Annotated in this window: 6 protein-coding genes and 1 pseudogene; all 7 read right to left on the bottom strand. The window is 73.1% G+C overall.

Annotation, left to right across the window (positions count from 1 at the left end):
- Window positions 1-653: pseudogene (gene bchD / locus FK498_RS17095) on the bottom strand (magnesium chelatase ATPase subunit D); the annotation flags it as partial.
- Complete coding sequence (gene bchI / locus FK498_RS17090) at window positions 650-1,717, bottom strand: magnesium chelatase ATPase subunit I (protein ID WP_141856686.1); 1,068 nt, start codon at window positions 1,715-1,717, stop codon at window positions 650-652. The gene bchI and the pseudogene bchD, both read right to left, overlap by 4 nt.
- An 11-nt stretch (window positions 1,718-1,728) precedes the next feature.
- A complete protein-coding gene (hemA, locus tag FK498_RS17085) occupies window positions 1,729-2,940 on the bottom strand; it encodes a 5-aminolevulinate synthase (RefSeq protein WP_141856684.1) in 1,212 nt (403 codons plus the stop codon).
- The gene (gene puhE / locus FK498_RS17080; RefSeq protein ID WP_141856682.1) at window positions 2,937-3,776 is read right to left on the bottom strand and encodes a putative photosynthetic complex assembly protein PuhE; all 840 of its coding nucleotides are present in this window, start codon (window positions 3,774-3,776) and stop codon (window positions 2,937-2,939) included. Before puhE ends, hemA begins: the two co-directional genes overlap by 4 nt.
- A gap of 7 nt (window positions 3,777-3,783) precedes the next feature.
- Window positions 3,784-4,911: a magnesium-protoporphyrin IX monomethyl ester (oxidative) cyclase gene (gene acsF / locus FK498_RS17075; RefSeq protein WP_202614898.1), complete on the bottom strand. Its 1,128-nt coding sequence runs from the start codon at window positions 4,909-4,911 to the stop codon at window positions 3,784-3,786.
- Window positions 4,904-5,212: a hypothetical protein gene (locus tag FK498_RS17070; RefSeq protein WP_141856681.1), complete on the bottom strand. Its 309-nt coding sequence runs from the start codon at window positions 5,210-5,212 to the stop codon at window positions 4,904-4,906. Before FK498_RS17070 ends, acsF begins: the two co-directional genes overlap by 8 nt.
- The coding region (puhC, locus tag FK498_RS17065; protein ID WP_141856679.1) for a photosynthetic complex assembly protein PuhC at window positions 5,209-5,564 on the bottom strand (356 nt) is incomplete at its 5' end. The genes FK498_RS17070 and puhC, both read right to left, overlap by 4 nt.

Below are 5,564 nucleotides of genomic sequence, written 5' to 3'. Positions count from 1 at the left end.
GCGCGGGCGACCGCGAGCGCCTGCACCGGCGCGCGCAAGGAGGCGATCCCGAGCGCCGCTGCGGCGGCACAGAACGCCGCGATGGTCGCCGCGTCCACCCGCACCGCGGAGAGCCGCGCGCGCGCCGCGGCGATCGCCGCGACCGGTCCGTCGGGCGGCGGCGCATCGGCATCCAGCACCAGCTGCATCGCCAGCCGGTCGGCGAGCACGCCCGGCACGCGCTCCTCCTCGGCCATCCCCTCGTCGAGCGCGATCACGCCGAAGCGCGCCGGCAGGCGGAGGTCCAGGCCGTCGCGCTGCACCGCCACCGCACCGGTCTCGAGCGCGGCGGCGATGCAGGCCGCGGTCGCGGGCGGCAGGCGTTCGGCCATGGCGAGGATCAGCGCGCCGCCATCGGCCGCCGCGAGCACGCCGCGCTCGGCCTGCGCCCGGCCGGTGGCGAGGGTCGCCGCGAGGTCGAGCCCGCCGACCAGCCGGTCGGGGGTGATCGTCGCCGGCACGCGCCGCAGGGACCCCGGGCCGGGCCAGAGCGCCTGGAGGAGCGCGAGCCAGCGGTCCCGCGCCGGCCCCGGTCCCGCGCGCAGCAGCACGCCGGTGCCGCGCGGATCGACGGCGACGATCGCGGCGGCGTCCCGAGCGTCGGCGGGCGTCATGCTCGCCCGTCGAAGAGGTCGGCGAGGGCGCGCTCGATCCGCGCGGTCGAGCCGGTCTCGTCCAGCGGATTGCGCCGCAGCCGGTGCCGGAGCGCCGAAGCGGCGACCGCACGCAGATGCGCCTCGCCGAGTTCGGCGTCGCCCTCGAGTGCCGCGAGCGCGCGCGCGGCGCGGATCAGCGTCAGCTCGCCGCGCAGCCCGTCGGTGCCGAGCGCCATGCAGAGCCTGGCCGCCCGTTCCAGCACGGCATCGCCGACCGCGACCTCGGCAAGACGCGCGCGCGCCGCGACGATCTGCCGGCGCAGCTTCGCCTCGGCCTTGCGCCACGCCGCCGCGAAGCCCTCGGGATCGCGCTCATAGGCGTCGCGCCGCTTCACCACCTCGATCCGCGACGGCAGATCCTCGGGCGTGCGCACCTCGACCGAGAGCCCGAAGCGGTCGAGCAGCTGGGGGCGCAGCTCGCCCTCCTCGGGGTTGCCGCTGCCCACGAGCACGAACCGCGCCGGATGGCGGATGCTGATGCCCTCGCGCTCGACCACGTTCTCGCCCGAGGCGGCGACGTCGAGCAGCAGGTCGACCAGGTGGTCCTCGAGCAGGTTCACCTCGTCGATGTAGAGGAAGCCGCGATGCGCGCGCGCGAGCAGGCCGGGCTCGAACGCCTTCACGCCCTCGCCGAGCGCGCGCTCGATGTCGAGCGCGCCGACCACGCGGTCCTCGGTCGCGCCGAGCGGCAGATCGACGACGGGGACCGGCACGGTCGCGAGACGCCGCGCCGCCGCCCCGGCGCACGCCGCGCACAGCCCCGCCGGGGCGGCCGGATCGCAGCCATAGGCGCAGCCCTGCACCACCTTCATCGGCGGCAGCAGGGCGGCGAGCGCGCGCACGGCGGTGGACTTGCCGGTGCCGCGGTCGCCGAACACCAGCACGCCCCCCACCGCGGGATCGACCGCCGCGATCAGCAGGGCGCGCTTCATCTCCTCCTGGCCGACGATCGCGGCGAAGGGGAAGGGCGCGCGCCGCGTCGCGGCCGCGAGCTGCGCCGGCCGTGTGGCGTCGTAGGGCACCGCCGTGCCGCTCAGGCCGCGCGCCTGAGGCGCAGGTCGGCCCAGATCTCGGCCAGCGCGCCGACCAGGTGGTCGATGTCGGCGGGACCGTGCAGCGGCGAGGGGGTGATGCGCAGCCGCTCCGTGCCGCGCGGCACGGTCGGGTAGTTGATCGGCTGCACGTAGATCGCGTAGCGGTCGAGCAGGATGTCGCTGATCCGCTTGCACAGCACCGCGTCGCCCACCATCACGGGAACGATATGGCTCGGGTTGGCGAGATGGGGCACGCCGATCGCGTCGAGCCGCCGGCGCAGCTCCGCGACATTCGCGTGCATCCGCGCCCGCTCCTCGTCCGAGCGCTTCAGATGCCGGATCGCCGCGCGCGCGCCGGCGGCGACCGCGGGCGGGATCGCGGTGGTGAAGATGAAGCCCGAGGCGAAGCTGCGCACGAAGTCGACCAGGCTGGCCGAGCCGGCGATGTAGCCGCCGACCACGCCGAACGCCTTGCCGAGCGTGCCCTCGATCACGGTGAGGCGGTGCGCCACCCCGTCGCGCTCGGCGATGCCGCCGCCGCGCGGGCCGTAGAGCCCGACCGCGTGCACCTCGTCGAGATAGGTCATCGCCCCGTGCGCCTCGGCGACGTCGCAGATCTCGGCGATCGGGGCGATGTCGCCGTCCATCGAGTAGACGCTCTCGAAGGCGACGAGCTTCGGCCGTTCCGGGTCGAGCGCGGCGAGGTGGCGGTCGAGGTCCTCGGGGTCGTTGTGGCGGAACACGATCCGCTCGGCGCGCGAGTGGCGGATCCCCTCGATCATCGAGGCGTGGTTCAGCGCGTCCGACAGCACCACGCAGCCGGGCAGGCGCGAGGCGAGCGTGGACAGCGTCGCCCAGTTCGACATGTAGCCGGAGTTGAACAGCAGCGCCGCCTCCTTGCCGTGCAGGTCGGCGAGCTCCTGTTCCAACGTGACGTGATAGTGGTTCGTGCCGGCGATGTTGCGCGTGCCGCCCGCGCCGGCGCCGCACCGGTCGATCGCCTCGTGCATGGCGGCGAGCACGGCGGGGTGCTGGCCCATGCCGAGATAGTCGTTCGAGCACCAGACGGTGACCTCCGCCGTGCCCTTCGCACGGTAGTGCGTCGCTCGCGGGAAGTTCCCCGCCTGGCGCTCCAGATCGGCGAAGTGGCGGTAGCGCCCCTCGCGGCGCAGGCCGTCGAGGGCGGCGCGGAAGAAGGCCTCGTAGTTCATGCTGCCTCCGTGGGTGCGACGGCGCGGGGGAGCGGCGTCGGCCGGTGAGGGCTGGGGGGATGGCGATGGTCGGGAAGGTGGGCGGCGCGCCCGCCGAGGCCCCAGGACCAGAGCGCCTCGGAGCGGACCGGCAGCACCAGGAAGGCGTGCTCGAGCGCGCCAAGGGCGGCGAGGGTGCCGAGGATCGCGAACGCCGCGGCCTCGGCGGGACCGGCCCCGGCGGCGGCGGCGAACAGCAGCGCGGCGGCGAGGAGGCAGGCGGCGAGCGCGGGCCAGAACAGCGGATTGACCCGCCCGGCGCTGAAGTGGCTGGCGAGGTAGCGCATGTGCTCGGGCAGCAGCCCGGCATAGGTGTTGCGCACGCCGAGGAAGATGTTGACCTTGGCGGAGCTGCGCATCGCCCAGAGCATGAGCATCGTCCAGGCCCCGGTCATGGTGGCGCCGCCCCAGGAGAGCGCGAAGACGAGGGCCGTGAGCGCGAGGATCGTGAGTTCGTGCCAGAGGATCGCGCCGACCGCGAGGCGGAAGCGCGCCGCGAGCGCGAGGCCGGGTGCCGCGGGCGCGCGGTTGGGCCCCGTGATCAGCCCGGTGAGGAAGGTGAGCTCCACCCAGGCCCAGACCATCAGCCCGCAGGCGAAGCCGAGATAGGCCGCGCCCGTCGTCGCCTGATCCGCGGTCGCCGCGATGCCGGCGAGCGCGACCGCGAGCAGCCCGCTCGCCGCCGCGATGCTCCAGCGGCGCGCGCGCTGCGCCAGCCCGTTCAGCCAGAAGATCGCACCCGTGCCGAACCACCACGCGAACAGCGTGGCGGCGACGGCGAGCGCGATCGCGGTCACGGCGCGCCTACCAGGCCGGGCTCAGCCGCACCTGGTCGGGCAGGGGGGCGTGCCTGGCCGGCAGCAGGTAGAGGCGGAGGAAGGTGGCGGCGGCGGCGAGGCCGAGGCCGAGACGGCGGACCCGGCCGCCGAACCCGCCCCGCCGCCTCGCCGCGCCCATCGCCTCGGTGATGCGGAACATGCGCTCGAGCCCGCGCAGGAAGGCGGGGTTCTCGATGTCGAGCGTCACCGGGAAGACCTGCCTGGAGATCTGCGTGGTGATGCGGAACACCTGCATGTCGTATTCGGTCGGGTCGAGGCCGAGCGCCTTGTGGAACTCCGGCCGCGCATGGTCGCGCACGAACATCGTGGCGAACACGGCGAGCTGGAAGAAGCGCACCCACAGCTTGTTGAGCCCTGCCAGCATCTCGGGATTGGCCCGCATCAGGAGCGCGAAGGCCTCGCCGTGGCGGAACTCGTCGTTGCACCACTTCTCGAACCACTTGAAGATCGGATGGATGCGGTTCTCGGGGTGGCGTTCGAGCTGGCGGTAGATCGAGATGTAGCGGGCATAGCCGATCTTCTCGGACAGGTAGGTCGCGTAGAAGATGAACTTCGGCTTGAAGTAGGTGTACTTCTTGGCCTTGGTCAGGAAGGAGAGGTCGACCCCGACGCCGCAGTCCTTCAGGCTGTCGTTGATGAAGCCGGCATGGCGGCTCTCGTCGCGCGCCATGTAGCCGAACAGCGCCTTGATGTCGGGGTTGGAGGCGCGCTTCCTGATCTCGGCATAGAGCACGCAGCCCGAGAATTCGGCGGTGACGGAGCTGACCAGGAAGTCGATGAACTCGCGCCTCAGCCCCTCGGGCAGATCCTCGAGACGGAAGGCGTCGAACTCCTCGGTGCGCGTGAAGTGGCCCTTGTTGGGATCGGAGGCGAACTCGGCCATCAGCCGGTCCCAGTCCTCGCGGATCGGCGCGACGCTCATCCGGTCCATGGCGTCGAAGTCGGTGGTGTAGAAGCGCGGCGTCAGCATCGTGTCCCTGAGCGCCGCCCGCGTCGTCTCGTTGAGGGGGCGGCGGCCGCCGGCGCGCTCGGCCGCGACATCGGCGATCGTCTCGTTGAGCGCCTTCTCCGGCGCGGGGGTGACGTCATACATGCGCCGCCTCCTTCGGCTCGAAGCCGACATGGTAGAGCTCCGTGAGCTCGAAGATCGCCGCCATCTCGGTCTTCCAGCGGTCGAACCAGCCGGCGCGGACCACGGTCGCGCGGCAGGTCATGGTGCGCCGCTCATTGTAGCCGATCCTCGTCGGCACGCCGTGCAGATAGACCGTGTCGCCCGGATTGATCGCGATCCCGACCGGGATCGCGTAGGCGTGCAGGCTGTCGGGCGACTGTTCGATGTCGACCTCGCAGGTGATCTCGACCGTGTGTCGGCCGAGCAGCCGGTCGAGGATCATGGCGCGTTCCTCCCTGCCGTGATCAGTCGCGCGAAGGTCTCGGCCTGGGTCTGGCCGAAGGCGCCGAGATCGACGAAGCGTCCGGTCGCCGGGTCCTCGAGCGTCAGCCGCCCGTCGCCCCAGACGGTCAGCCGGAACGGGATCTCGCGGCCCAGCTCCTCGCGCCTGCGCTCGCGCGCAAGCCCGCGCAGCGTGGCGCGCACGAAGCCGCCCTCGCCCGGCGCGATCGCGGCGATCGTCGCGCCGGCGCGGGCATCGACAATCCCCACCCCGCCATCGGCGCGGTCCTCGAAGCGCAGGTCGCGCGACGCGACCGCGCCCCCGCCCGGCCGGTCCTGCCGCTGGTCGAGCC

Source organism: Elioraea sp. Yellowstone (assembly GCF_006704265.1).
Taxonomy (GTDB): Bacteria; Pseudomonadota; Alphaproteobacteria; order Acetobacterales; family Acetobacteraceae; genus Elioraea.
The sequence above is the reverse complement of the archived record's forward strand: the minus strand, read 5'-3'. Positions and strand labels throughout refer to the sequence as shown.

Excerpts from the sequence above, each read along its gene's own strand:
- FK498_RS17070 (WP_141856681.1), bottom strand. The coding sequence starts at position 5,212 with ATGATCCTCGACCGGCTGCTCGGCCGACACACGGTCGAGATCACCTGC.
- acsF (WP_202614898.1), bottom strand. The coding sequence starts at position 4,911 with ATGTATGACGTCACCCCCGCGCCGGAGAAGGCGCTCAACGAGACGATC.
- hemA (WP_141856684.1), bottom strand. The coding sequence starts at position 2,940 with ATGAACTACGAGGCCTTCTTCCGCGCCGCCCTCGACGGCCTGCGCCGC.